23 protein-coding genes and 5 pseudogenes are annotated in these 25,091 nt (G+C 52.0%); 17 read left to right on the top strand and 11 right to left on the bottom strand.

The window, feature by feature from the left end:
- Positions 1 to 21: 21 nt before the first annotated feature.
- From N7E69_RS03665 to N7E69_RS03655, 3 genes are read right to left on the bottom strand one after another with little or no spacing between them, the layout of a single operon-like run.
- Positions 22 to 258, bottom strand: coding sequence for a non-oxidative hydroxyarylic acid decarboxylases subunit D (locus tag N7E69_RS03665; protein ID WP_000562964.1), 237 nt, complete (start codon positions 256 to 258; stop codon positions 22 to 24).
- Between the two features lie 10 nt (positions 259 to 268).
- Positions 269 to 1,696 (bottom strand): non-oxidative hydroxyarylic acid decarboxylases subunit C, encoded by a 1,428-nt coding sequence (locus N7E69_RS03660; protein WP_000863168.1) that lies wholly within the window; start codon positions 1,694 to 1,696, stop codon positions 269 to 271.
- Positions 1,696 to 2,289, bottom strand: a complete 594-nt coding sequence (locus N7E69_RS03655; RefSeq protein WP_001675726.1) for a non-oxidative hydroxyarylic acid decarboxylases subunit B — start codon at positions 2,287 to 2,289, stop codon at positions 1,696 to 1,698. Before N7E69_RS03655 ends, N7E69_RS03660 begins: the two co-directional genes overlap by 1 nt.
- A 170-nt stretch (positions 2,290 to 2,459) precedes the next feature.
- Here N7E69_RS03655 and N7E69_RS03650 point away from each other — a divergent pair, with 170 nt between their 5' ends.
- A complete protein-coding gene (locus N7E69_RS03650) occupies positions 2,460 to 2,864 on the top strand; it encodes a MarR family winged helix-turn-helix transcriptional regulator (RefSeq protein WP_000423338.1) in 405 nt (134 codons plus the stop codon).
- An 18-nt stretch (positions 2,865 to 2,882) separates the two neighbouring features.
- Here N7E69_RS03650 and ygbI read toward each other — a convergent pair whose 3' ends face one another.
- The gene (gene ygbI, locus N7E69_RS03645) at positions 2,883 to 3,647 is read right to left on the bottom strand and encodes a DNA-binding transcriptional repressor YgbI (protein ID WP_000613179.1); all 765 of its coding nucleotides are present in this window, start codon (positions 3,645 to 3,647) and stop codon (positions 2,883 to 2,885) included.
- Between the two features lie 196 nt (positions 3,648 to 3,843).
- Between ygbI and ltnD the strand changes: the two genes are divergently transcribed.
- The 6 genes and pseudogenes from ltnD to N7E69_RS03615 all read left to right on the top strand — a co-directional run bounded on the left by ltnD (position 3,844) and on the right by N7E69_RS03615 (position 9,921).
- Positions 3,844 to 4,767: an L-threonate dehydrogenase gene (ltnD, locus tag N7E69_RS03640; RefSeq protein WP_000206958.1), complete on the top strand. Its 924-nt coding sequence runs from the start codon at positions 3,844 to 3,846 to the stop codon at positions 4,765 to 4,767.
- Complete coding sequence (gene otnK / locus N7E69_RS03635) at positions 4,761 to 6,023, top strand: 3-oxo-tetronate kinase (protein ID WP_000912488.1); 1,263 nt, start codon at positions 4,761 to 4,763, stop codon at positions 6,021 to 6,023. The genes ltnD and otnK overlap by 7 nt, the downstream gene beginning before the upstream one ends.
- Positions 6,020 to 6,658, top strand: a complete 639-nt coding sequence (locus N7E69_RS03630) for an aldolase (RefSeq protein ID WP_000209068.1) — start codon at positions 6,020 to 6,022, stop codon at positions 6,656 to 6,658. Before otnK ends, N7E69_RS03630 begins: the two co-directional genes overlap by 4 nt.
- Positions 6,659 to 6,662: 4 nt before the next feature.
- Positions 6,663 to 7,438 (top strand): annotated as a pseudogene (locus N7E69_RS03625) (HPr family phosphocarrier protein).
- A 39-nt stretch (positions 7,439 to 7,477) separates the two neighbouring features.
- Positions 7,478 to 8,428, top strand: coding sequence for a D-erythronate dehydrogenase (gene denD / locus N7E69_RS03620; RefSeq protein WP_001165731.1), 951 nt, complete (start codon positions 7,478 to 7,480; stop codon positions 8,426 to 8,428).
- Positions 8,425 to 9,921: a GntP family permease gene (locus N7E69_RS03615; RefSeq protein ID WP_261743203.1), complete on the top strand. Its 1,497-nt coding sequence runs from the start codon at positions 8,425 to 8,427 to the stop codon at positions 9,919 to 9,921. Before denD ends, N7E69_RS03615 begins: the two co-directional genes overlap by 4 nt.
- A 41-nt stretch (positions 9,922 to 9,962) precedes the next feature.
- Here N7E69_RS03615 and N7E69_RS03610 read toward each other — a convergent pair whose 3' ends face one another.
- Positions 9,963 to 10,895: a LysR family transcriptional regulator gene (locus N7E69_RS03610; protein ID WP_000216291.1), complete on the bottom strand. Its 933-nt coding sequence runs from the start codon at positions 10,893 to 10,895 to the stop codon at positions 9,963 to 9,965.
- Between the two features lie 87 nt (positions 10,896 to 10,982).
- Between N7E69_RS03610 and N7E69_RS03605 the strand changes: the two genes are divergently transcribed.
- Both N7E69_RS03605 and N7E69_RS03600 read left to right on the top strand, forming a co-directional pair.
- Positions 10,983 to 12,191, top strand: coding sequence for an MFS transporter (locus N7E69_RS03605; protein ID WP_000222400.1), 1,209 nt, complete (start codon positions 10,983 to 10,985; stop codon positions 12,189 to 12,191).
- Positions 12,188 to 12,568 carry a DUF4440 domain-containing protein gene (locus N7E69_RS03600; RefSeq protein ID WP_001070469.1) on the top strand — a complete coding sequence of 127 codons (381 nt, stop codon included), beginning with the start codon at positions 12,188 to 12,190 and terminating at the stop codon, positions 12,566 to 12,568. Before N7E69_RS03605 ends, N7E69_RS03600 begins: the two co-directional genes overlap by 4 nt.
- 55 nt (positions 12,569 to 12,623) lie before the next feature.
- On the opposite strand, the gene mutS is transcribed toward N7E69_RS03600, so the two are convergent.
- Complete coding sequence (gene mutS, locus N7E69_RS03595; RefSeq protein ID WP_001005805.1) at positions 12,624 to 15,191, bottom strand: DNA mismatch repair protein MutS; 2,568 nt, start codon at positions 15,189 to 15,191, stop codon at positions 12,624 to 12,626.
- 158 nt (positions 15,192 to 15,349) lie between these two features.
- Between mutS and N7E69_RS03590 the strand changes: the two are divergent.
- The 4 genes and pseudogenes from N7E69_RS03590 to N7E69_RS03575 form a co-directional block, all read left to right on the top strand.
- Positions 15,350 to 15,748, top strand: a pseudogene (locus N7E69_RS03590) (cytoplasmic protein); the annotation flags it as partial.
- A 199-nt stretch (positions 15,749 to 15,947) separates the two neighbouring features.
- Positions 15,948 to 16,178 (top strand): annotated as a pseudogene (locus N7E69_RS03585) (hypothetical protein); the annotation flags it as partial.
- A 156-nt stretch (positions 16,179 to 16,334) separates the two neighbouring features.
- Positions 16,335 to 17,003 (top strand): hypothetical protein, encoded by a 669-nt coding sequence (locus N7E69_RS03580; RefSeq protein WP_000445914.1) that lies wholly within the window; start codon positions 16,335 to 16,337, stop codon positions 17,001 to 17,003.
- Positions 17,004 to 17,029: 26 nt separating this feature from the next.
- Positions 17,030 to 17,524 (top strand): hypothetical protein, encoded by a 495-nt coding sequence (locus tag N7E69_RS03575; protein WP_000424948.1) that lies wholly within the window; start codon positions 17,030 to 17,032, stop codon positions 17,522 to 17,524.
- Between the two features lie 171 nt (positions 17,525 to 17,695).
- Here the strand turns inward: N7E69_RS03575 and pphB are convergent, their stop codons facing one another.
- Positions 17,696 to 18,352, bottom strand: coding sequence for a protein-serine/threonine phosphatase (gene pphB, locus N7E69_RS03570; RefSeq protein WP_000420452.1), 657 nt, complete (start codon positions 18,350 to 18,352; stop codon positions 17,696 to 17,698).
- A 226-nt stretch (positions 18,353 to 18,578) separates the two neighbouring features.
- On the opposite strand from pphB, the pseudogene N7E69_RS03565 reads away from it, so the two are divergent.
- Positions 18,579 to 18,994: pseudogene (locus N7E69_RS03565) on the top strand (transposase); the annotation flags it as partial.
- A 72-nt stretch (positions 18,995 to 19,066) separates the two neighbouring features.
- Here the strand turns inward: N7E69_RS03565 and N7E69_RS03560 are convergent.
- From N7E69_RS03560 to invH, 4 genes and pseudogenes are all read right to left on the bottom strand, one after another.
- Complete coding sequence (locus N7E69_RS03560) at positions 19,067 to 19,594, bottom strand: GNAT family N-acetyltransferase (protein ID WP_000971649.1); 528 nt, start codon at positions 19,592 to 19,594, stop codon at positions 19,067 to 19,069.
- Positions 19,591 to 19,881: a DUF1778 domain-containing protein gene (locus tag N7E69_RS03555; protein ID WP_000855694.1), complete on the bottom strand. Its 291-nt coding sequence runs from the start codon at positions 19,879 to 19,881 to the stop codon at positions 19,591 to 19,593. Before N7E69_RS03555 ends, N7E69_RS03560 begins: the two co-directional genes overlap by 4 nt.
- Before the next feature lie 269 nt (positions 19,882 to 20,150).
- Positions 20,151 to 20,329 (bottom strand): annotated as a pseudogene (locus tag N7E69_RS03550) (IS3 family transposase); the annotation flags it as partial.
- Between the two features lie 403 nt (positions 20,330 to 20,732).
- Positions 20,733 to 21,176: an SPI-1 type III secretion system invasion lipoprotein InvH gene (gene invH, locus N7E69_RS03545; protein ID WP_000715096.1), complete on the bottom strand. Its 444-nt coding sequence runs from the start codon at positions 21,174 to 21,176 to the stop codon at positions 20,733 to 20,735.
- Positions 21,177 to 21,631: 455 nt separating this feature from the next.
- Between invH and invF the strand changes: the two genes are divergently transcribed.
- The 3 genes from invF to invE are packed head-to-tail and all read left to right on the top strand — an operon-like array spanning position 21,632 to position 25,082.
- On the top strand, positions 21,632 to 22,282 hold the full coding sequence (gene invF / locus N7E69_RS03540; protein WP_001674874.1) for a type III secretion system transcriptional activator InvF: 651 nt from the start codon (positions 21,632 to 21,634) through the stop codon (positions 22,280 to 22,282).
- Positions 22,279 to 23,967 (top strand): type III secretion system outer membrane ring protein InvG, encoded by a 1,689-nt coding sequence (gene invG, locus N7E69_RS03535; protein ID WP_000848113.1) that lies wholly within the window; start codon positions 22,279 to 22,281, stop codon positions 23,965 to 23,967. The genes invF and invG overlap by 4 nt, the downstream gene beginning before the upstream one ends.
- Positions 23,964 to 25,082 (top strand): type III secretion system gatekeeper InvE, encoded by a 1,119-nt coding sequence (gene invE / locus N7E69_RS03530; RefSeq protein ID WP_000612171.1) that lies wholly within the window; start codon positions 23,964 to 23,966, stop codon positions 25,080 to 25,082. The genes invG and invE overlap by 4 nt, the downstream gene beginning before the upstream one ends.
- Positions 25,083 to 25,091 lie beyond the last annotated feature (9 nt).

The following is a 25,091-nucleotide window of genomic DNA, read 5'->3' as shown; positions in this document are numbered from 1 at the left end:
GTCGACAGACTGGCCTTTTTTTTACCGTTTGTCTTCTGCCAGCAGCGGCGGGATACTCGGCACCATTGGCGCGTCATCAATATCTTTTTGCGTCATGCGAAACGCTTGTGGATAGTGTTCGCGGCTGGTACGGCGTAACGGTTCGGTATCGCGCCAGGTATACAGACAATGCTGACACTGATATACCGTCCAGACTCCTTTTACCGGAGAAGTCGCCATGAGTTCAATATGTGCATCGGCACAGCGTGGACAAATCATCGGTTACTCCTTATTTACGGTTGGCCAGCATGGCGGTCAGCTTTTCAGCCCAGGCTTTAGTTTCCGGTAAATCAACAACCGGCTGGCTATAGTGACCACGGTTATCTGGCGCAACCGGCGTGGTGGCGTCAATGATCAGCTTGTCGGTAATCCCCGCCGGGCTTGAGCCCGGGTCCAGTTCCAGGACGGACATATTCGGTAGCTGTACCAGATCGCCTGCCGGATTCACTTTCGACGACAACGCCCACATCACCTGTGGCAGATTGAATGGATCGACATCTTCATCGACCATGATCACCATCTTCACATATCCCAGACCGTGCGGCGTCGTCATCGCTCGCAGGCCCACCGCACGGGCAAAGCCGCCGTAGCGTTTTTTGGTCGAGATGATGGCCAGCAAGCCGTGGGTGTACATGGCGTTTACCGCCTGCACTTCCGGAAATTCGGCTTTCAGCTGTTGATACAGTGGCACGCAGGTCGCCGGCCCCATCAGGTAGTCGATTTCCGTCCACGGCATCCCCAAATAGAGCGATTCAAAAATGGGTTTGCTGCGGTAAGAGACCTTATCGATACGCACCACGGTCATGTTGCGACCGCCGGAATAGTGGCCGGTAAATTCGCCGAACGGTCCTTCAATTTCACGTTTACGGCTTTCGATGACCCCTTCAAGAATGACTTCAGATCCCCACGGCACATCAAAACCGGTCAGCGGCGCGGTGGCGATAGGATAGGGGCTTTCACGCAGCGCGCCTGCCATTTCATACTCTGACTGATCGTATTTCAGCGGCGTTGCGCCCATCAGGGTAATGATCGGATCGTTACCCAACGTGATCGCAATCGGCAGATCTTCCCCGCGCTCTTCAGCTTTGTGCAGGTGCAATGCGATATCATGCATCGGCACTGGTTGCAGACCCAGCTTACGCTTGCCTTTAACTTCCATGCGGTAGATGCCGACATTCTGCTTGCCGAAGTTATCGGGATCGAGCGGATCGCGTGATACCACACAGGCTTTATCCAGATAGAATCCGCCGTCGCCGTCGTTCAGACGAAACAGCGGCAGGATATCAAACAGGTTGATTGCGTCGCCGTCGACGGTATTTTCCGCCCAGCCCGGATTCGCCCGTCGTTCCGGCGCTACCGGAAAATTGTCCCAGCGGCGAATAAATTCATCGATCTGTTTTTTAACCGGCGTGTTAGGCGGCAAACCCAGTGAGATGGCATGGTTCTGCCAGGAACCGATGGTATTCATCGCCACGCGGGCGTCGGTAAAACCACGAATATTGTCAAACCACAGCGCGGGCGCGCCATCGCCGATGCGTCCCGTTGCGTTGGCAGCGGCGGCGAGATCCGGCTCCGCATTCACTTCCTCGCTGATTTTCAGCAGTTGTCCCTGCTGATCCAGCGCATGTAAAAAACTGCGCAAATCATCAAATGCCATTATCCATTCTCCTGTGAAAAATTTGCTGCCTGTCGCAGTCCTTGCCAGCGGCGCGTGCGCGTATGCTCCAGACCAAACTGGTCGAGAACGCGCGCTACGATGTGCTGGATAATATCGTCAACGGTTTGCGGCAGGTTGTAGAAGGCGGGCATGGGCGGCACTATCGCCACCCCCATACGAGAAAGCGCTAGCATGTTTTCCAGATGAATCGTGCTGAGCGGCATTTCCCGCGGCACAAGCACCAGCTTGCGACCCTCTTTCAACACGACATCGGCAGCGCGTCCCACCAGCCCCTCGGCATAGCCGGCGCGAACCCCCGCCAGTGTTTTCATACTGCAGGGGATAATAATCATGCCGTCGGTACGAAATGAGCCGGAGGAAATGGTCGCCGCCTGATCGGCCGGGCTATGACAATAATCTGCCAGGGCGGCTACCTCAGCGGGCGTGTAGGGCGTCTCCAGTTCAATAGTGGTTTTCGCCCACTTTGACATTACCAGATGCGTTTCAACATCAGGTATCGCCCGCAATGCCTGGAATAGCTCGACGCCAAGCGGCGCGCCGGTCGCACCGGTCATCCCCACAATCAATCTCATTTCTTACCTCAAATATCGTTCGTATACGAACATTTTGATCAAAATACGCCCACACGGCCTTTGCGACAAGATCGCTCCCGACGCCTGCGCACGTTTAGCTAAAGCATTCGTCATTAAAAAACCGTGCATAAGTCGTTATGATAGAAAAAGTTAATTTATCCGGAGCGCTCATGGAGTTACGAAACACCGCGTTTCATCTGTTACGCCAACTTTTTCAGCAACATACCGCACGCTGGCAGCATGAACTACCGGAGCTCACCAAACCTCAATATGCGGTGATGCGCGTTATTGCTGAACATCCGGGTATTGAACAGGTCGATCTGACCGAAGCGGCGGTCAGCACTAAAGCGACGCTGGCGGAGATGTTAAGCCGGATGGAAAATCGTGGGCTGGTGAAGCGAGAAAACGATCCGCTGGATAAACGTCGGCGTTTTGTCTATCTCACCGTTCAGGGCCAAACGTTGCTCGCCGCCGCGATACCACTGGGGGATCGCGTTGACGATGAGTTTTTGGGGCGACTGAGCGCTGAAGAACGCGAACAGTTTACGCAACTGGTACGCAAGATGATGACGTAAGCGGCTTGCGCCGTTTTGCTATTGTTTGGCCATCAGCAGTGAGATATCCACTTTGGCCAGCGCCCGAATTGCGCTTTCCGGCAGGCCGTCATCGGTGACGATTTGGTTGAATTCCGCCAGCGGTAACGCCAGCCATGTAGCGACCTGGCCGTATTTGGTCGCGTCGCACACCAGAATTTTTTGGCGGCTGGCGCTGGCGACGGCCCGTTTCACCGTGACTTTATCTTCTGCCGGCGTTGAAATACCGCGCACGCTCCAGGAAGAGGCGGAAATAAAGGCCTGGTCAATCATCAACCCACGCAAAAGCGTCGCCGCGGCTTCACCGACGCACGACCGGTTTTCCCGGCATACCGCCCCGCCAGTGTGAATAATTGTGCAATCGCTATTGTCCATCAGGTAATCGGCGATAACGAAATCATTGGTCACCACCGTAAGTTTATTCATCGTAACCAGCTGCCTGGCGATCGCCAGCGTGGTAGTACCTGCATCAAGGTAGATACAGCTTTCTGGCTGTACCAGGCTGGCGGCCAGTTTGCCAATCGCCGCTTTCTGCGGCGTCGCCAGTTCGGTTTTGATCTGATGCGAGGGTTCGTGCGCCACGCGAGTCGATGATTGCACGCCGCCAGAGACCTGGATTACCGCGCCTTGCTGCTCCAGTTTTTGTAAATCACGGCGGATAGTCATGTGGGATACATGCATGCGCTCGGTCAGTTCAGCGATACTGACGATGCCTTTCTCCGCCACCATATCAAGAATGATTTGTCGACGCTCAGTAGGTATCAACGTCTGCTCCTTTCTTTAGTCCTGTCGCGATTTTACGCGATTTCTCGTCACAGCGTGTGAAGTTCTATGAGGATTGCCTTCACAAAAAATAACATATTTTGTTATTTTTTGTGAAACAACTCACCGCAATTGTTTACAAAAACGCCTATATTCACATAACAAAACATAATATCACGTAAATTAACATGGAGTGATAATGACAACAGGAACTGATTTTCATGTCGGCATTGTGGGGCTTGGCTCAATGGGAATGGGCGCTGCGCGTTCATGCCTGCGCGCCGGGCTTTCCACATGGGGGGCCGATCTTAACCCGCAAGCGTGCGCGAATCTGCTCGCTGAAGGGGCTTGTGGGGCTGCCGCCAGCGCCAGGGAGTTCGCCGGCGTCGTGGATGCGTTAGTCATTCTGGTCGTCAATGCCGCCCAGGTCAGACAGGTGTTATTCGGTGAGGATGGCGTCGCCCATCTGATGAAACCCGGAAGCGCGGTGATGGTTTCGTCTACGATCTCAAGCGCCGACGCGCAAGAGATCGCCGCGGCGTTGACGGCATTGAATCTTAACATGCTGGATGCGCCGGTTTCCGGCGGCGCGGTAAAAGCGGCGCAGGGCGAAATGACGGTGATGGCCTCCGGGAGCGAGGCGGCGTTTACCCGCCTGAAGCCTGTGCTGGACGCCGTTGCCAGCAACGTTTATCGCATCAGCGATACGCCGGGCGCAGGCTCAACCGTCAAAATCATTCATCAGCTGCTGGCTGGCGTGCATATTGCGGCGGCGGCCGAAGCGATGGCGCTGGCCGCGCGGGCTGGTATTCCTCTGGACGTGATGTATGACGTCGTGACCCATGCCGCCGGCAACTCCTGGATGTTCGAAAACCGTATGCAGCATGTCGTTGACGGCGACTATACCCCGCGTTCGGCCGTCGACATTTTTGTCAAAGATTTGGGGCTGGTTGCCGACACGGCGAAAGCGCTGCGCTTCCCCTTACCGCTGGCCTCTACGGCGTTAAATATGTTCACCAGCGCCAGTAACGCCGGTTATGGCAAAGAGGATGACAGCGCTGTGATCAAAATTTTCTCAGGGATTACTCTGCCTGGCGTCACGCCTGAGGAGCCGTCATGTTAAAAATTGGCGTCATTGCCGACGATTTTACCGGCGCGACTGACATCGCCAGTTTTCTGGTCGAAAACGGGATGCCGACAGTGCAGATCAATGATGTCCCAACCGGGACGCAACCGGAAGGGTGCGACGCGGTGGTTATCAGCCTGAAAACCCGCTCATGCCCGGCGCAAGAGGCGATAAAACAATCGCTGGCGGCGCTGGTATGGCTGAAAAAACAGGGCTGCCAGCAAGTCTATTTCAAATATTGCTCGACTTTCGATAGTACCGCCGAAGGCAATATCGGCCCGGTCACCGATGCGCTGATGGTGGCGCTGGATACCTCATTTACCGTGATTTCTCCCGCGCTGCCGGTTAACGGACGCACGGTTTATCAGGGCTATCTGTTTGTCATGAACCACTTGCTGGCGGAGTCCGGTATGCGCCACCACCCAATCAATCCGATGACCGACAGCTACCTGCCGCGTCTGATGGAAGCGCAGGCGCAAGGGCGCTGCGGCGTTATTCCAGCTCAGACGCTTGATGAAGGCGTTGCCGCGACCCGTGCGGCGCTGTCGCGTTTACAGCAGGAAGGATATCGCTACGCAGTACTTGACGCGCTCAATGAGCGGCACCTGGAAATCCAGGGCGAGGTTTTGCGTGATGCTCCGCTGGTGACCGGCGGTTCCGGGCTGGCAATGGGGCTGGCGCGTCAGTGGGCGAAGCACGGCGTTTCTCAGGCCCGTTCCGCAGGCTATCCGCTGAGCGGCCGCGCGGTGGTGCTTTCCGGTTCCTGTTCGCAAATGACGAATCAGCAGGTGGCTTTCTATCGACAACATGCTCCCACACGCGACGTTGATGTGGCGCGCTGCCTGTCATCCGAGACGCGCGAGGCCTACGCTGAAGCGCTGGCGCAGTGGGTGCTCAGTCAGGACAGCGAACTGGCGCCAATGATTAGCGCCACCGCCTCCACGCAGGCGCTGGCCGCCATCCAGCAGCAATATGGCGCTACCGAAGCCAGCCATGCGGTAGAGGCGCTCTTTTCCCTGCTGGCTGCTCGCTTAGCGGAAGGCGGTATCACCCGGTTTATTGTGGCGGGCGGCGAAACCTCGGGCGTGGTGACGCAAAGCCTCGGTATTACCGGTTTTCACATCGGACCGTGCATTTCACCCGGCGTGCCGTGGGTCAACGCGCTCCATGCGCCAGTCTCGCTGGCGCTAAAGTCAGGTAATTTTGGCGATGAATCCTTTTTCATCCGCGCTCAAAGGGAGTTTCAGGTATGACGACACTGGCAAAAGAAGAGCACGCTTTGCGAGAAGAGATGGTCAGGATAGCCGCCTCGTTTTTCCAGCGCGGCTATGCCACCGGCTCGGCAGGCAACCTCTCGCTGTTACTGCCGGACGGCAATATTCTGGCGACGCCCACCGGTTCGTGTCTGGGTAATCTCGACCCGCAGCGGCTATCCAAAGTGGACCCGCAGGGCGAATGGCTCAGCGGCGATAAACCGTCTAAAGAGGTGCGTTTTCATCTGGCGTTGTATCGCAATAACCCTTGCTGCAAGGCCGTGGTACATCTGCATAGCACCTGGTCAACGGCGCTTTCCTGTCTCGAAGGGCTGGACCCGCAAAATGTGATTCGCCCGTTTACCCCCTATGTGGTGATGCGGATGGGCGACATTCCGCTGGTTCCCTACTATCGCCCGGGGGATGACCGAATTGCCCGCGATTTGGCCGCGCTGGCGGCCCGGCATCAGGCCTTTTTACTGGCTAATCATGGGCCGGTCGTGTGCGGGGAGAATTTGCAGGAAGCCGCTAATAATACCGAGGAGCTGGAAGAGACGGCAAAGCTGATTTTTATCCTTGGCGAACGCCCGATTCGTTATTTAACCACCGAAGAAATTGCGCAGTTAAGGAGATAACCCGATGCCGCGTTTTGCCGCCAATTTGTCGATGATGTTTACCGAAGTGCCGTTTATCGAGCGTTTTGCCGCTGCTGCCGAAGCCGGTTTTCAGGCCGTTGAGTTTCTGTTCCCCTACGGCTTTGCCGCCAGCAAGATTAAAGCCCAGCTATCGCGTCATGATCTGACGCTGGCGCTGTTTAATACTTCGGCGGGCGATACCGCGGCGGGCGAGTGGGGACGTGCCGCGCTACCGGGGCGCGAACACGACGCGCGCGCCGATATTGATCTGGCTCTGGAATACGCTCTGGCGCTGGAATGTGAGCAGGTTCACATCATGGCGGGTGTAGTGCCGGATGGCGCTGATGGCGCACGTTATCGCGCCACGTTTATCGATAATTTGCGTTATGCCGCCGACCGGTTTGCCGCCCACGATAAACGTATTTTGATCGAAGCGCTGAGTCCCGGCGTTAAACCCGGCTACCTCTTTTCCAGCCAATATCAGGCGCTGGGCATCGCAGAAGAGGTTGACCGCCCGAATGTGTTCATCCAGCTCGACACTTTCCATGCGCAAAAAGTGGATGGCAATTTGAGTCACCTGATTCGCGAGTACGGGGCCGCTATGCCCATGTACAAATCGCCTCGCTACCGGACAGACATGAACCGGATGATGGCGAGATCAACTACCCGTGGCTGTTCCGGCTGTTCGATGACGTAGGTTATCGCGGCTGGATAGGCTGCGAATACCAACCACGGAATACCACTCAGGACGGGCTTGGCTGGTTTAACGCCTGGCGCTAACCCTGAACTACCCTACACAACAATAAAGAGGACATCCGGATGCAGATTATCATTACCGGCGGGGGCGGCTTTTTAGGTCAGAAACTCGCAAGCGCCTTATTAAACTCATCGCTGGCGTTTAACGAACTGCTTCTTGTTGATTTAAAAATGCCTGCACGGTTATCAGATTCTCCTCGTTTACGCTGCCTAGAGGCTGACTTAACCCAGCCGGGCGTGCTGGAGAATGTGATTACCGCTAATACCTCTGTTGTTTATCATCTCGCTGCGATTGTCAGCAGTCATGCGGAAGACGATTTCGATCTGGGATGGAAAGTTAACCTGGATCTTACCCGCCAGTTACTTGAGGCGTGTCGTCGGCAACCGCAGAAAATTCGTTTTGTCTTCTCCAGCTCGCTTGCCGTTTATGGCGGTACGCTGCCGGAATGCGTCACCGATACCACCGCGCTCACGCCGCGCTCGTCTTATGGCGCGCAGAAGGCTGCCTGTGAACTGTTGGTCAACGACTATACCCGCAAAGGCTATGTGGATGGGCTGGCGCTGCGTTTGCCGACGATCTGTGTTCGCCCGGGTAAACCAAACCGCGCCGCTTCTTCTTTTGTCAGCGCGATTATTCGTGAACCGTTGCAGGGCGAGACGACCGTCTGCCCGGTGTCGGAAAGTTTGCGGCTGTGGATTTCCAGCCCGGCGACGGTGATCCATAACCTGTCGCTGGCCGCAACGTTACCCGCGCCTGGCGAGGCGAGCAGCATCAACTTACCGGGGATCAGCGTAACCGTGGGCGAGATGCTGGAAACGTTGCGTCAGGCGGGCGGCCAGGCGGCGCGCGATCGGGTTACGCATCAGCGCGATGAAGGCGTCGAGAAAATTGTCGCCTCCTGGCCGGGACGTATCGATAACCAGCGTGCGCTGGCGTTAGGTTTTGTCGCCGATAAACGCTTCGATGACATTATCGAACGCTTTCGACAAGATGATATGGAGGGGAGGTCATGACAAGTTTACCGACCCCAATTATCGGTCTGATCGTTGCCGTTTTCGTGCTGGTATGGCTGGTGTTACGCACCCGTGTTCATGCGCTGATCGCGATGCTGGCGGCGGCCTGCATCGCCGGTCTGTTGGGGGGAATGGGCATTGATAAAACGCTCTCTGTCATCACCAGCGGATTCGGTACGACGCTGGGCAGCATTGGCCTGGTGATTGGTCTCGGCGTAATGATGGGGCGCTTGCTGGAGGTTTCCGGCGCGGCGGAGCGTATCGCCTTGAGCTTTATCAAATGGCTGGGGAAACGCCGTGAAGAGTGGGCGCTGGCGATCACGGGTTATATTGTCAGCATCCCCATTTTCGTCGATTCCGCTTTTGTCATTCTTTATCCGGTGGCGAAAGCGCTGGCGAAAAGCGGTAAACGTTCGCTACTGACGCTGGGCGTCGCGCTGGCGGGCGGGCTGGTGGTCACTCACCATACGGTACCTCCGACGCCAGGCCCGCTGGGGGTAGCCGGGATTTTTAACGTCGACATCGGCGCAATGTTATTGACCGGGATGGCGCTGGCGGTGCCCTGTGTGATCGGCATTGTGTTCTATGCGCAGTGGCTGGATAAACGCTACCCTGATTTCGTGCCGCGTACGCTGAACGCCGATGAAGTCAATGCCGCGCTGGAGCAGTACAATAAAGAGAAAGAGCAAAAGGATCTGCCGAGCCTGACGCTCTCTCTGCTGCCTATTGTGGTGCCGATCGTGCTGATCTTCCTGAAGGCTATCTGTTCCACCCTCGCCACTGTAGAAGGATGGTCCGGCCTGGCGACGCATCCGGTGGTACAGGCAATCAACTTTGTGGGAAGTCCAGTGATCGCGTTGGCCATCAGCGTTCTGCTGGCGGTGTATACGCTGGTGCCGCGTATGGATAAACATACCACCGCAGAGCGTCTGGAAGAGGGCTTGCAAAGCGCCGGGATTATCTTACTGGTCACGGGCGCTGGCGGCGCGTTGGGCGCGATCCTGCGCGACAGCGGCGCGGGGCAACAGCTGGCGGAGCAGGTTGCCAACCTGCCGATCTCGCCGATCCTGATCCCGTTTATCGTGGCGACGCTGGTACGCCTGATTCAGGGATCGGGGACGGTGGCGATGATCACTGCCGCCTCGATTTCCGCGCCGATCCTGGCGCAGATCCCCGGCATCAATATGTTGCTTGCCGCTCAGGCCGCAACGATGGGGTCGCTGTTTTTCGGCTACTTCAACGATAGCCTGTTCTGGGTGGTTAACCGCATGATGGGCGTCTCTGATGTCAAACAGCAGATGGTGGTTTGGTCTGTACCGACGACCATTGCCTGGGCGATTGGCGGCACCGGCGTGGCGCTGATTAACCTGCTGTTCGGTTCCGGCGGCAGTTGGCTCGATCCGTTACTGCCGATTGTCGTTCTGGCGGCAATTATGCTGTGGGTGCGTTGGCAGGCGCAGGGGATCAAAGACAAGCTGGTAGTTAAGGATTAAGACGGTATTATCCGTCCGGGAGCGCAATGCTCCCGGACTGGCTACAATGATTGGGCGTGCTCCCCGCAATCCCATTGCGAACGTAAAAAATCAATAAATGCGCGTACTTTTGTCGATACATGGCGGGCGTCCGGGTAAACGGCATAAATGCCCTGACGGGGAAAATGATAGTCGGGTAACAGGTGAATTAACGTTCCCTCCTCCAGTGCGGTGTTGACTAACCATTGCGGCAGTAATGCGACGCCGCTTCCTGCGAGAGCGAAGGCCATCAGCGAGCGCGCGCTGTCGACAGAAATTTTGCCGGCTTTGCTTATCTCCAGGCGTGAGTGTTGGCCATGATTATTCGTTACTGTCCACCGTAGCGGCGTAGGTAATCGCTTATGAATAATCCATTCCGCCTGAGCCAACGACTCCAGCGACGACACGGGGTGGCGGGCGAGCCACTGCGGCGCGGCGACCGGCAGAATGGTAAAGCGGGATATCAGCGCGGCGCGATAGCGGGAGTCGGCCAGCGAGCCAAGCCGAATCGCCACATCAAAGCGCTCGGCAATTAAATCGGCATGATGTGATGAGGACATATGCCGAATACGGAGATCGGGATGGCGCTGACTAAACTGCGCCAGTACCGGAATGACCACCTGTTCGCCAAACTCGGGCGTAGTGGTAATACGTAACTCGCCGCCCAGCCCACTATGGCTGGCACGCACTTCATCCTGCAAATTTTTCGCTGCGTTGAGTAAATTCACGCCTTTTTGGTAAAAGAGGACGCCGGCGTCTGTGAGCGTCAGTCGTCGGGTGGAACGTAGCAATAACGTTACGCCAAGCTCTTTTTCAAGCTGCCGAATATTAAAACTCACTACCGCTTTTGTTTGGCCCGATGCGGCGGCGGCGGCCGTGAAGCTGCCGCTATCTACCACGGCGATAAACAGCGACATACGCTGCAAATTGAGCATGGCGAACTCCTTTACTGTCAAAATTATTTTGACAGTATATCGTTGAAGCGCGGACTTATCTGGCTTTCTCCGGACGGCTACATTAGCGCCTCTGACGGAGGATGCATAATGACGTATCGCAGTAAAGTGGCAGTGGTTTACCTGCTCGGCTTCTTTCTTGATCTGATTAATCTGTTTATTGCCAGCGTGGCTTTTCCTGCGATGTCCGTGGATCTGCATACGTCCATATCGGCGCTGGCATGGGTGAGTAACGGTTATATCGCAGGATTAACGCTGATCGTTCCGTTTAGCGCGTTTCTTTCGCGTTATCTCGGCGCACGACGGCTGATCATATTTTCGCTCATTCTGTTTAGCGTTGCCGCCGCTGCCGCAGGTTTTGCCGATTCCTTACACAGCCTTGTTTTCTGGCGTATTGTGCAGGGGGCGGGCGGTGGCTTATTGATCCCGGTTGGTCAGGCGTTAACCTGGCAACAGTTTAAACCGCATGAACGCGCTGGCGTGTCATCGGTTGTCATGATGGTGGCGCTACTGGCGCCGGCATGTTCGCCTGCGATTGGCGGGCTGCTGGTGGAAACGTGCGGCTGGCGCTGGATATTCTTTGCCACGCTGCCAGTGGCCGTTCTCACTTTATTGCTCGCTTATTGTTGGCTGAACGTTGCGTCGACGACAATGGCGTCAGCAAGATTGCTCCATCTGCCTTTGTTGATGGACAAGCTGCTGCGTTTTGCCATGATCGTCTATCTGTGCGTACCGGGTATGTTCATTGGTATCAGCGTGGTCGGGATGTTTTATCTACAGAACGTCGCGCAGCTATCGCCTGCGGCGGCGGGGTCGCTGATGATCCCTTGGTCGATCGCTTCATTTGTCGCCATTATGCTTACCGGACGTTACTTCAATCGGCTTGGGCCGCGTCCGCTGATTATCGTCGGCTGTCTTCTTCAGGCCGCAGGGATACTGCTTTTAACTAACGTTACGCCTGCGACATCGCACCGTGTACTGATGATGATATTCGCCTTAATGGGCGCTGGCGGCAGTTTGTGCAGCAGTACCGCGCAGAGTGGCGCTTTCCTGACTATTGCTCGCCGGGACATGCCTGACGCCAGCGCGCTATGGAATCTTAATCGTCAGATCAGCTTTTTCCTTGGCGCGACGCTGTTGACGCTGCTGTTAAATGCGCTCCAGCGCGTTATGTCGCTTGAGGTTGCTTATCGCTGGACCTTTATTGCCGCCGCCGGTATCACCCTGCTGCCCCTTATTTACGCTGTCTGTCTGAACAATAGACAGGCGCTTCTGTGCCTGAAAAAGGAAAGACCATGAATCCATATAAAGAAGAAATTATTCACGCCCATGCGGCGATTGAGAACTGGCTTAGTAAGGGGATGGGGAGCCTGGCGGCGTTGATAGCGCGTTTTGCTGCTGATTTTACGATGATAACGCCAGGCGGTATTTGTCTGGATTATCCGGCGCTGGGCGCTTTTTTCCAGGCGCAGCGCGCGTGTCGCCCGGGGCTGGTTATCGTGGTTGAGCACATTGACCTTGTGGCGGAGTGGCCGGAAGGTGCCGCGCTGCGTTATCGTGAGCGCCAGCAACTGCCGGGCCAGGCCGAGACGGTACGCTGGTCGACGGTCATTTTAAAAAGGGAAAGAGGACGGATAGTCTGGCGTCATTTACATGAAACGACAGTCACAGCCTGAAAAGCCTGTTCCGGCGCGCAGACCCGATAGCGCGGCGCTATCGGGCCCGACACGTTTACACCAGACTTTTCAGCCGATAGATCCACTCCAGCGCCTGGCGTGGCGTCAGGGAGTCCGGATCGAGATTCTCCAGCGCTTCAACGGCAGGCGATGCCTCCTCCGGGGCGGCAAGCAACGACATTTGCGTGCCGTCCACCTGCGTTGCCGCCGCATTGGGCGAGATGCTCTCCAGCTCGCGGAGTTTTTGGCGCGCGCGTTTGATGACTTCTTTAGGGACGCCCGCAAGCGCCGCGACCGCCAGGCCATAGCTCTTACTTGCTGCGCCGTCCTGCACGCTGTGCATAAACGCGATAGTATCGCCGTGTTCCAGCGCATCCAGGTGGACGTTCGCCACGCCTTCCATTTTCTCCGGTAATTGGGTCAGCTCGAAGTAGTGGGTAGCGAACAGCGTTAACGCTTTAATCTTATTCGCGAGATTCTCCGCGCAGGCCCAGGCCAACGACAGCCCGTCATACGTAGAGGTACCGCGCCCGATTTCATCCATCAATACCAGACTGTTTTCCGTGGCATTATGCAGAATGTTCGCGGTTTCGGTCATCTCCACCATAAAGGTCGAACGCCCGGAGGCCAGGTCGTCCGCTGCGCCGACGCGGGTAAAAATACGGTCGATGGGGCCGATTTCCACGTTTTGCGCCGGAACGTAACTGCCGATATAGGCCAGCAGGGCAATCAATGCCGTTTGTCGCATATAGGTACTTTTACCGCCCATATTGGGGCCGGTAATGATCAACATCCGGCGCTGCGGCGATAAATTGAGCGGGTTAGCGATAAACGGCTCATTCAGTACCTGTTCAACCACCGGGTGGCGACCTTCGGTAATACGGATACCGGGTTTATCGGTAAATGTCGGGCAGGTGTAATTCAGCGTCCAGGCGCGTTCGGCCAGGTTAACCAGCACATCCAGCTCCGCCAGCGCGTTGGCGCTCTGCTGTAAATCGGCCAGATGCGGCAACAGCAGATCAAACAATTCGTCATATAGCTGTTTTTCCAGCGCCAGCGCTTTGCCTTTCGAGGTCAGAACTTTATCTTCGTACTCTTTAAGCTCAGGAATAATGTAGCGTTCGGCATTTTTCAGCGTCTGGCGACGCACATAATTGATGGGCGCCAGATGGCTTTGACCACGGCTAATCTGAATGTAATAACCATGTACCGCGTTATAGCCGACTTTCAGCGTATCCAGCCCGGTACGCTCGCGCTCGCGAATTTCCAGACAATCGAGATAATCGGTGGCGCCGTCCGCCAGCGCGCGCCATTCGTCCAGCTCTTCATGGTAGCCGGGCGCAATAACGCCGCCGTCGCGGACCAGTACCGGCGGCGCGTCAATAATGGCGCGTTCCAGGAGGTCGCGCAGCTCGGCGAAATCGCCCATTTTTTTACGCAACGCCTGTACCGGCGCGCTGTCAACGGTTTCAAGCTGAGCGTGCAATTCCGGCAGTTGCTGGAAGGCGTGACGCATTCGGGCGAGATCGCGCGGACGCGCGGTGCGCAGCGCCAGACGCGCAAGGATACGCTCCAAATCGCCGACCTGACGCAGCACCGGTTGCAGTTCGCTGACGGTGTCCTGCAAGGCGCCGATGGTCTGCTGGCGTTCACGTAATATGTCGGTATTTCGTACCGGCATATGCAGCCAGCGTTTAAGCATTCGGCTACCCATTGGCGTCACGGTACAGTCAAGCACCGCGGCGAGGGTATTTTCGACACCACCGGCCAGGTTCTGGGTAATTTCCAGATTGCGGCGGGTCGCGGCATCCATAATGATGCTGTCCTGCTGGCGTTCCATCGTAATGGAACGAATATGCGGCAGGGAGGTGCGCTGGGTATCTTTTACGTACTGTAACAGGCAGCCTGCCGCACATAATCCACGCGAGGCATTTTCGACGCCGAAACCGACCAGATCCCGCGTACCGAACTGCAGATTTAACTGCTGGCGGGCGGTATCAATCTCAAACTCCCACAACGGGCGACGGCGCAGACCCCGGCGTCCCTCTATTAACGCCATTTCAGCAAAATCTTCGGCATACAACAGTTCGGCGGGATTGGTGCGCTGCAGCTCTGCGGCCATCGTTTCACGGTCGGCGGGTTCGCTCAGACGAAAGCGCCCGGAGCTGATATCCAGCGTGGCGTAACCGTAACCTTTACCATCCTGCCAGATAGCCGCCAGTAGGTTATCCTGACGCTCCTGTAACAGGGCTTCATCGCTGATAGTGCCAGGCGTAACGATACGCACGACCTTACGTTCAACGGGACCTTTGCTGGTGGCCGGATCGCCAATCTGTTCGCAAATAGCGACGGATTCGCCCTGATTGACCAGTTTCGCGAGGTAGTTTTCTACGGCGTGGTGCGGGATACCCGCCATAGGGATAGGTTCGCCAGCCGATGCGCCGCGTTTGGTCAGCGAAATATCGAGCAACTGCGACGCACGCTTTGCGTCGTCATAAAACAGCTCGTAAAAGTCTCCCATACGATAAAAGAGCAGGATCTCCGGATGCTGGGCTTTCAGCTTGAGATACTGCTGCATCATCGGGGTGTGGTTGGAGAAGTCCTTATCAAATGACTCATTCATATTGATTTTACTCGTTTTTTTATTCTTTCAAGTGCTCATGTGGCCCCAGGTAAAACCCTTATAAACTCACATAAACCCATAAATTTGTAGCTCACCTGTAGCCTAAAATGTGACAGGTTACATTCTCATCATTCCTGGACTACAACAGGGGTGATACTTTGAAAACAACTCTCAGCCAGCCTTTCATTATCAACAAGTTAAGTATCAATGTTAAGCCTGCACTCAGTCGCTCTGGAAAAATCGTTTTCGAAGCTAACCCAGCTCAAAAACTCTACATTGTTTTCGATGACCACAGAGAAGCTCCTGCTGGTTTCGGGGTAAAAGCCAGTTTGACGAAAAAATCCTACGTAATCCAGCGAAGAGTAGCCTCGTCAGATCGTAATGTCAGTGAGGGTAGGAAGCCAAGTTCTGTCTTGAAAGTAAAAGTTGGAAATGTGTTCGATTTTCCAAATATTGACGAAACAAGGCAAGTAGCCAGGCAATTAGTTCAGACCATGCTCGCAACAAAGAGAAATCCCAACAAAATTAAGAGGGAAACGGATGCTTCCGAACTCAAAATGAGACTGTAATTAAAATTGTGTAATTGCCTGATTTTGATATGTTCGATTCAACATCAAAAGCTGGTTGCTTTATGGACGAAAAACAGTTGCAGGCTCTGGCTAATGCACTGGCCAAAATCTCAAAATACCTGAAGATCTCAGCCCGTTCGATCGTCTGCTGAAGAAAAACCAGACCCGCATTTCCGGCATAGATAATCAACATGCTATTAAAAAGCGTACGGTGTTTCCGACGGACGAGTCAGTGAAAAAGGTCGTGTGACTGGCAATTCAGGCCGACATCCGAAAATGGACAATGTCGCTAAGGGACTGGCTCATGACAACGAGTCGCTTTATTATCACGCTCGGGTTCGGTAGCCGCCTGGACGTTCACTTCCGAGAAAGGCATTTACACCGAATGGTGTATAGGCTCGTGGTTGGTCTTCGGTGAGAGGCAGGATGTCTCTCATTAATCTCCGGGAGCGTACAATAGTTGCTCCGGCAGCCTGAAGGATGAAGTGTATATAACCTAAAACATAACGGATATAGCTTCCTTACTCAACCTGACGTAATACGCCGACAGTAAAATCAGGGATACCATACCATCATGGAAAGTCGTCAATACACCCGGCATCTTTCGCTTTCGGAGCTGAAATGGTTTGCTATCGGGATCGGTTTTTTTATTCTCAGCATAGCAACAGCCACCGTGAATTATCGGCTTTCCGGTATATCGCTACTGGTGGGCCTGTTGTTTATCATCTGGAAATTCAGCGTCACAGTTCTGTTTCTGTTTACGCCGCGCAGGATGACGTTAACCGAAACCGCGTTGCAGGCCGGGCATCGTGTTATCCATTACGATGCGCTTGAATCAATGCGTCTGCTCCACCAATCCGACAAACTCATCTTGCGCCACAGTGGCGGCAAGAAGTACGTCATCTACCTTGATTTCTGGAACGATGGCAACGGAATTTACGACCGACTGGCTGCTGAACTTGTCCGGCGACACGGTTCTGCGCTGGGGGCGCGCCTCGCCGCCGATGGACGTCTTAAATTCGGCAAAGTGACCGCGCTGGCGGATCGGCTTGAACACAAAAACCGGGCGGTGCCGTATGCGCAGATCGCCAGTATTCGCACCCAGCGCGAGGAGGGGGCTGGCAGTTCAATGAGCTATCTGATGATTAGCACCGCTACGGGCCGGATCTGCAAAATCGACCGCTCCACTATCGTCAATGAGCCGCTGCTGCTCAACTTTCTTTCCCAGCGTTTACCCGCCTGACGACATTTTTATACAAGGATGAATCAATGGAACTGTACGTATCAAAAACCAGCCAGCAAAACATGCCTGTGGAGTTCAATATCTATTATTCCAGATCTAAAACGTTGGTTGGTATTGTGTTCTGGATTTGTATGATGGGAGTTTTTATTGCGCTGGCGGTGAGTATGGCCACCGATCCCGAGGAGCCCAAAACTGGCGGTGCCGTCTTTATGGGGCTTATTTGTTGCGGCAGTCTGTTATTTATTGTGCGCCTGGCTCGCTCATTTTTAAGCGCGGCAAAGCCGGCAGTCACCATCAGTCGTGAAGGTATTCGCTTCTGTAATGGCAAATTCGCGGCCTGGACAAATATCGCCGAAAACACCTGGCATTCACAGAGCATTAACTTCATCCCGGCCGCCGCCGGTATTAAGATTGTGTTGCATGAAGGCAAGCCGATCCATTTCGCCACCACGGTTATTGCGCTTTCTTCCGATAGGTATCTTGAGATGTGCGATCTTTACTCGTCTCAGGCGCTCGAGTAACTACCTGCGTCGGATGACGGCTTCGTTTTTTTGGCCTGCGATCTTAATGCTGAAATGGGCAGAAAAACGCGAAATTTAGACGCTATTACGAATGGGCAATGGTACTTATTGAAGGCTATATCATTGCCCATAATGCAGGGAGGGTTGATATTATATAATTCTATTTCCAGATTACTTTATTTTAAAAAAAGACAGATTGCCTGAACAGAAAGAACCGGTGTCAATGTAGATTTGATTGGCGAATGTTGTTGTGTAGTCAACAATCATATGGCCGAAGATAAAAGTATCCGCACCGCGTATTGGATGGATATTCCCCTGTAACGAACCAAGCAGACGATCGCGTGACCATAGAACGCTATCAATATCAACTTGCTTCCCATAATCGTAGCTGTCATCTGGATAATCGGCATGGGCAATCACGTACTTCTTTGAGGACGTTTCAACTTCTATGATGTGAGGACGCTGCTTAAAAGTTAGTAATAGCTCAGTGGCTTCTTGCCTGTCTTTTTCGGTGACCGAGTCGTACCAGTAACCACCGTTTACATACCAGAAATTGCCATCCTGTGTTTCAAAAGCGTCAAGCGCCATAGCTTCATGATTACCCACTACAGAAATAAACCATGGGGTATTTAACAGTCTCAGTGTTTCAAGGTTTTCTTTTCCTCGATCAATGTTATCTCCAGTGGAGATCAAGAGATCGGTATCAGGAGAGAAATTTAATTGAGCCAGTCTGGTTAACAATAAGGAGTAACATCCATGAATATCACCAACGACCCAAATGTGGCGATAGAGATCGCTGTTGATGTCAGCATAACGGATTAATTCCATGATGTTCCTATAGCACAATTTTGGAGGCTGGTATTATAACAAAGAAGTAGGGTAATATTAATTTTTATTCTTTAAAATACACAGTTATTAAAATAGCCTACAAGCTAGAAATGAACAGAGAATATATATTTTATGAATCGGTTAATTAAAGTAGACGATGTGCTTGAAAGATGCACTATTTCTCGCGCAACACTTTCCTGATTAATTGCAAAGGCATACTTTCCCGCTCAGAGGCTCGACAGATGCGCAGGCACTGCCGGGGCTGATTAGCCAGACTCACCGTAAAATCAGGGAAGCCTCGGCTGACGGCGCTTATGACACGCGCTATTGCCATGATGTGTTATTAATCAGGCCGCTAATCCCGCCACGAAGCGGTGCGCGATACTGGCCGGGCAAGTACCATGAGCGTAACCACGCGGTGGCGAATCAACATCGGAGCGGCAGCAATGAGGTCTGGAAAAGAAAGTGGGCTATCACCGTCATTCAGTAGTGGAAACAGCGATGTTCCGTATCAAAACCTTGCTGGGCGGCCATCTGAGCCAGCGGAACTATGGTGCGCAGGTGGGTGAAGCGATGGCGATGGTCAAAGCGCTGAACCGGATGACGTTGTTGGCAATGCCGACCAGCGTCAGGCTCGTATAACGAGTGCTCCGATGGGAGTCCTGTATCCTTATCGTTGGCCGATTCTGAATTATTCAACAAAGCCTCATGTTGTCATAACCTACCAGATGCAGATAAAGCAGCATAAAGCGTTTTAAACGACAGCAACAAGGAAAGGGGTTGATCGTTTAATGGTACTGCGCCAAATCCTTTGTACCAGTCGCAGACCTGTTTATTTTTGGCATCAATAAGCAGGGCTACGCCGCCGACCTGCAAAGCCGCCTGTATGCAACGCTTTCCGGCAGATAACAAAAGTTGTGCTCCCAGCCCTTGCCCCTGCATAGATTTGTCTACGGCTAAACGACCCAGACGAAACACTGGCACATCATATCTCCCTAATCCTTTGCTGATTGCGCCGGGAACCTGTGCATATATCAGTGATGCAGGACTGACTGAGTAAAAGCCGTGGATACGTGTAACATCCGAATTATCAAGCGCAACATAGGTTTTCGTTGTCCCTTTCTCATGATTTTGTAGTGCATGGCGTTGTAGGAATTGGTTCAGATCGGCATCCCCACAATCAAAATTCATTCGATTGTGGGTTTTCCCTATCGCGGCCTCATGCCAGTCTGTAAACATCATTTCTTCATGTCCGGCAGGGCGAAAGCAGCGGCAAGAAGCTTTTCATTCGGCGCTGGCGGGTTATCTAAAATTTCCATGATCATTTGAGTATCACGCTCCGTCAGATATACCCGTTCGGCGGCATCAACAATCTTCTGTGCGACAGGTAGTACGTTACTGACCACAAAATCCGTCAGGTTGGTTTGCTGGATTGCCGCAGCGCGGACTATCAACTTTTTGGCATCCGTCGATACACGTAACGACAGTCTTTCGTTAGATTCTATAGCTATCTGAGGCATGGTTTTCATCCTCCTGTTTATGAACAATATGTACAATTATAATACATATCTGTACGCTTTCAAGGCGTACATGTGAGGCTGATATAGTCCAGGCATGGCAAGAAGGTCGTTCACTGTCTTTAAACAGGGGATTAACTTCGGTTTATCGCGATTGTATTACTTTAATCTCACTGATTACGTATCATCAGGGAGTTTGCTAAATATATTCATGATTCTCTTTTTTGCCGTAACTGCTTGATTGATCCTACCCGCGTAATAGGGACACAACCCTAAGCGGCGGACATCTCCTGCTCACGTTCAGAAGAAGAGAGCTGAGTTTCGCCAGCTGTAGATCTGTGATTTATACAGGTTAAGCTCGCTGGTGGCAGCGGCCACCCCAATGCGTTCCGCCAGTTTCAGGGCTTTCAGGCGTGTGCTGCTTGCGTGGCTTATTGGTGGTTGATGCTGGTTTTGTCATGTGAGTCACCTCTTGCTTGAGCGTTTACTCACTTAGTTGCGTGTCCACTATTGCTGGGTAAGTTCAAAAGAACGTTATCCGCGAAAAGTGGATGGGGTATCGTAAGAATGCCAACATGTGGGGCAAGAGGGGGATGTCAGTTTATCGCGATATACGAGACGATAGTTTGTCAGTATAAGTTTCGGCTATTTTCCCGAGTTTGGGAGGCAGTTCTTTATCACAAATAAAAAAAGCAGCAGCGAGGTGCTGCTGTATCAAAAAGCAGATTGATAAATGCAACGTAAGAGACAAATGGCCAACCGTAAAAGTGACCATAGCTATAATAATTATATTGATATTAAGTGGCAATGCAAAATATGGTCTTAATTATATCATGATGAGTTCAGCCAACGGTGATATGGCCTTATAAGGCTTGCAGTCTTTCATGGGCAGCAAGTAACGTCTGATATATGCTTAAATTCTTACTTCCGGGTTCAAGAAGAACTTTTTTAAATTCGGTCATGAGTTGCTCTTCATCTTCTTTCGAACGCATGTATTGTGGATGTTCCTGGAAGAAGGTGAGCGCCTGCTCTTTGGTTTGTTTATATTTTTCGCAAAAAATGCTTGAGCTGATTGCGCTATTTTTTGATGCGGAATTATCAGCGTTCTGGTTTGATAATGATTTATTCTTCGCAAGGTCTGACGGCACATACGGAAGAGACTGACACTCATCAATACTATTTGCGTTGGCCAGTTGCTCTTTCTGAGCGCCAGGTTGCTGTACCGGTTTGCTCACGGAGGAAGGGAGGGGCACCTGGGCACAGCCGATCAGTAAAAAGACAGGAAGACAGCTATAAAATTTTTTCATATTAACTCCAACTACAGAAGAATGAGGCGCAATGTTTTTACACAACCGTCAGAATGTTATCTGACAATAGTGATAAGAGGCGAATGCGTTTCAGGAATGCTAGCAAAAAAAACTCCTGATATAAATAATTAATTCTCCATCCAGATGACAATATCTGAATTTTTGCTGCTGCAGAACAATAAGCCAGAATTTATACACTATGAGCTAATTTTCTATTTTAAATCAGCAAGCACTGTGCAAGTTGGCCAATTTAATTAGCGGGCGGGATCAGTTTCATAATGATTGCATCAGGATTTTGCCACCCGCTCCCGGTATTGTTTACATATTAAAATGATTTTTAACTGGTGCTGACAACTATGCTAAATACGCAGGAAGTACTTAAAGAAGGAGAGAAGCGGAAAATCCGCAGCCCGGAAGCATGGTTTATACAGACGTGTTCCGCGCAAAAGCTGCATATGTCATTTTCTGAAAGCCGACACAATGAAAATTGCCTGATTCAGGAAGGCGCGCTGCTTTTTTGCGAGCAGGCCGTTGTCGCACCAGTATCAGGAGACTTGGTTTTTCGACCGTTAAAAATTGAAGTACTCAGCAAATTACTGGCATTTATCGATGGCGCAGGATTAGTGGACACGACATATGCTGAATCCGATAAATGGGTTTTGCTGAGTCCTGAGTTTCGCGCTATTTGGCAAGATCGTAAACGCTGCGAGTACTGGTTTTTGCAGCAAATTATTACGCCTTCTCCGGCCTTCAATAAGGTACTGGCGCTGTTACGAAAAAGCGAGAGTTACTGGTTGGTTGGCTATTTACTCGCTCAGTCAACCAGCGGCAACACGATGAGAATGCTGGGAGAAGACTATGGCGTTTCTTATACCCATTTTCGTCGTTTGTGCAGCAGAGCGTTGGGCGGAAAAGCGAAGAGTGAATTACGAAACTGGCGTATGGCGCAATCGCTGCTGAATAGTGTAGAAGGCCACGAGAACATCACCCAATTAGCCGTTAATCATGGTTACTCATCGCCTTCACATTTTTCTAGTGAGATCAAAGAGCTGATCGGCGTTTCGCCGCGGAAATTATCAAATATTATTCAATTGGCAGACAAATGAAGACACATATTCTTTTGGCCAGAGTGCTGGCATGTGCCGCGCTTGTTCTGGTTACACCTGGTTATTCTAGTGAAAAAATACCTGTAACGGGAAGTGGGTTTGTTGCGAAAGACGATAGCCTGCGGACATTTTTCGATGCCATGGCGCTACAGCTAAAGGAGCCTGTCATTGTTAGCAAAATGGCGGCACGAAAAAAAATTACGGGCAACTTTGAGTTTCACGATCCTAACGCATTACTGGAGAAGCTTTCCCTACAACTGGGGCTGATTTGGTATTTCGATGGGCAGGCTATCTATATTTATGACGCCAGTGAAATGCGCAATGCCGTGGTTTCTTTACGCAACGTCTCACTCAATGAGTTCAACAATTTTCTAAAACGCTCAGGTTTATATAACAAAAATTACCCGCTACGTGGCGATAACCGTAAAGGAACATTCTATGTTTCAGGGCCACCCGTCTATGTTGATATGGTGGTCAACGCCGCCACCATGATGGACAAGCAAAACGATGGTATTGAGCTGGGACGTCAGAAAATAGGGGTGATGCGTCTGAACAATACCTTCGTGGGCGATCGTACCTATAATCTGCGCGATCAGAAAATGGTTATCCCCGGTATTGCCACGGCCATTGAAAGGTTGTTGCAGGGAGAAGAGCAACCTTTAGGTAATATTGTCAGTAGCGAACCCCCGGCGATGCCAGCGTTTTCAGCGAATGGAGAAAAAGGTAAAGCAGCAAATTATGCCGGTGGCATGAGTCTGCAGGAAGCTTTAAAGCAAAATGCCGCGGCGGGCAATATTAAAATCGTGGCCTATCCGGATACCAACAGTTTGTTAGTAAAGGGAACGGCTGAGCAGGTGCATTTTATCGAAATGCTGGTTAAAGCGCTGGATGTCGCCAAACGTCACGTAGAATTATCCCTGTGGATTGTCGATCTTAATAAAAGCGATCTGGAGCGTTTGGGCACTTCATGGAGCGGCAGCATTACTATTGGGGACAAACTTGGCGTGTCATTAAACCAGTCTTCAATAAGTACCCTCGATGGCAGTCGATTCATCGCCGCGGTCAATGCGTTAGAAGAGAAGAAACAGGCGACGGTGGTTTCACGCCCGGTATTACTGACCCAGGAAAATGTTCCCGCTATTTTTGATAACAACAGAACGTTTTACACCAAGCTGATTGGGGAACGTAATGTGGCGCTTGAGCATGTAACATACGGAACAATGATCCGAGTGCTGCCCCGTTTTTCCGCAGATGGTCAGATAGAAATGTCGCTGGACATTGAAGATGGCAACGATAAGACGCCGCAATCCGATACTACCACCTCCGTAGATGCGTTACCCGAAGTCGGGCGAACGTTAATTAGCACTATTGCGAGAGTGCCGCACGGAAAAAGTTTGCTGGTCGGTGGTTATACACGGGATGCAAATACCGATACTGTCCAAAGTATTCCGTTTTTAGGCAAATTACCGCTTATTGGTAGCCTGTTCCGCTATTCCAGTAAGAATAAAAGTAATGTTGTTCGTGTGTTCATGATTGAACCAAAAGAAATTGTCGACCCGTTAACGCCGGATGCCAGCGAATCGGTAAACAATATTCTGAAGCAAAGCGGTGCCTGGAGTGGGGACGATAAGTTACAGAAATGGGTTCGTGTTTATCTGGATAGAGGTCAGGAGGCAATTAAATGATTCCTGGCTCAACCTCCGGTATTTCATTTTCCAGAATATTGTCCCGGCAGACATCTCATCAGGATGCGACCCAGCATACTGATGCGCAACAGGCGGAAATACAACAGGCCGCAGAGGATTCGTCTCCAGGGGCGGAAGTACAAAAATTTGTCCAGTCGACGGACGAAATGTCAGCGGCGCTGGCGCAATTTCGTAACCGTCGCGATTATGAAAAAAAATCCAGTAATTTATCTAACAGTTTTGAACGCGTGCTGGAAGATGAGGCTTTACCGAAGGCGAAGCAAATCTTAAAGCTAATTAGCGTACATGGCGGCGCGTTAGAAGATTTTTTACGTCAGGCGCGTAGCTTATTTCCTGACCCCAGTGATTTAGTCCTTGTGTTACGCGAATTGCTTCGTCGTAAAGACCTGGAAGAGATCGTGCGGAAAAAGCTGGAGTCGTTACTTAAGCACGTTGAAGAGCAAACCGATCCGAAGACCCTCAAGGCAGGGATTAATTGTGCGTTGAAGGCCCGGCTTTTTGGGAAAACATTATCGTTAAAACCAGGCTTATTGCGCGCCAGCTATCGGCAATTTATCCAGAGTGAATCACATGAAGTGGAGATTTACTCTGACTGGATAGCCAGTTATGGCTATCAACGTCGACTGGTGGTACTGGATTTTATTGAGGGTTCGCTATTAACCGATATTGACGCGAATGACGCCAGTTGTTCGCGCCTGGAGTTTGGCCAGCTTTTACGACGCCTGACGCAACTTAAAATGTTGCGCTCCGCTGACCTACTGTTTGTGAGTACATTGTTGTCGTATTCGTTTACCAAAGCGTTTAATGCGGAGGAGTCGTCGTGGCTACTACTGATGCTTTCGCTATTGCAACAGCCACATGAAGTGGATTCGCTGTTAGCCGATATTATAGGTTTGAATGCGTTATTGCTTAGTCATAAAGAACATGCATCCTTTTTGCAGATATTTTATCAAGTATGTAAAGCCATACCCTCTTCACTCTTTTATGAAGAATATTGGCAGGAAGAATTGTTAATGGCGTTACGTAGTATGACCGATATTGCCTACAAGCATGAAATGGCAGAACAGCGTCGTACTATTGAAAAGCTGTCTTAATTTAATATT

The sequence above is a fragment of the Salmonella sp. 3C genome (genome assembly GCF_025426275.1).
GTDB classification, from domain to species: Bacteria; Pseudomonadota; Gammaproteobacteria; order Enterobacterales; family Enterobacteriaceae; genus Salmonella; species Salmonella enterica.
The sequence above is the reverse complement of the archived record's forward strand: the minus strand, read 5'-3'. Positions and strand labels throughout refer to the sequence as shown.